This is a genomic window from Pseudomonas sp. SIMBA_068, from assembly GCF_046534705.1.
Taxonomy (GTDB): Bacteria; Pseudomonadota; Gammaproteobacteria; order Pseudomonadales; family Pseudomonadaceae; genus Aquipseudomonas; species Aquipseudomonas putida.
In genome coordinates this window covers 1-257 of record NZ_JAWRYI010000938.1, presented here as the reverse complement: position 1 = coordinate 257, position 257 = coordinate 1, and the positions used below count along the sequence as shown (strand labels likewise).

Genomic DNA, 257 nt, shown 5'->3' with positions numbered 1-257 from the left:
GTCCGGTTTTTTCCCCGGATTACTGTAGTCCGGCTTGTAGTTGAAATGTTTCGCCCCTTCGGTAATGGGCTTGTTGCTCATGGATTCACTGGGGCCGAAATCGCTTCTAGGCACGCCAGGACCACGACCACCACTGCCTGGCGACACCGGTGGTGGGCTGGGCGAGGCATCATCCGCATCCGGAAACCATTCCTTCAACAGTCGCTTGAGAAACTCACGAAACTGCGCGGAAGCCTCTGCGATCAGCTCGTCAATCA

The 257-nt window shown here is 56.4% G+C and carries 1 pseudogene; it reads right to left on the bottom strand.

Annotated features, from left to right (window positions below):
- A pseudogene (locus SB756_RS32165) lies at positions 1 to 257 on the bottom strand (hypothetical protein); the annotation flags it as partial.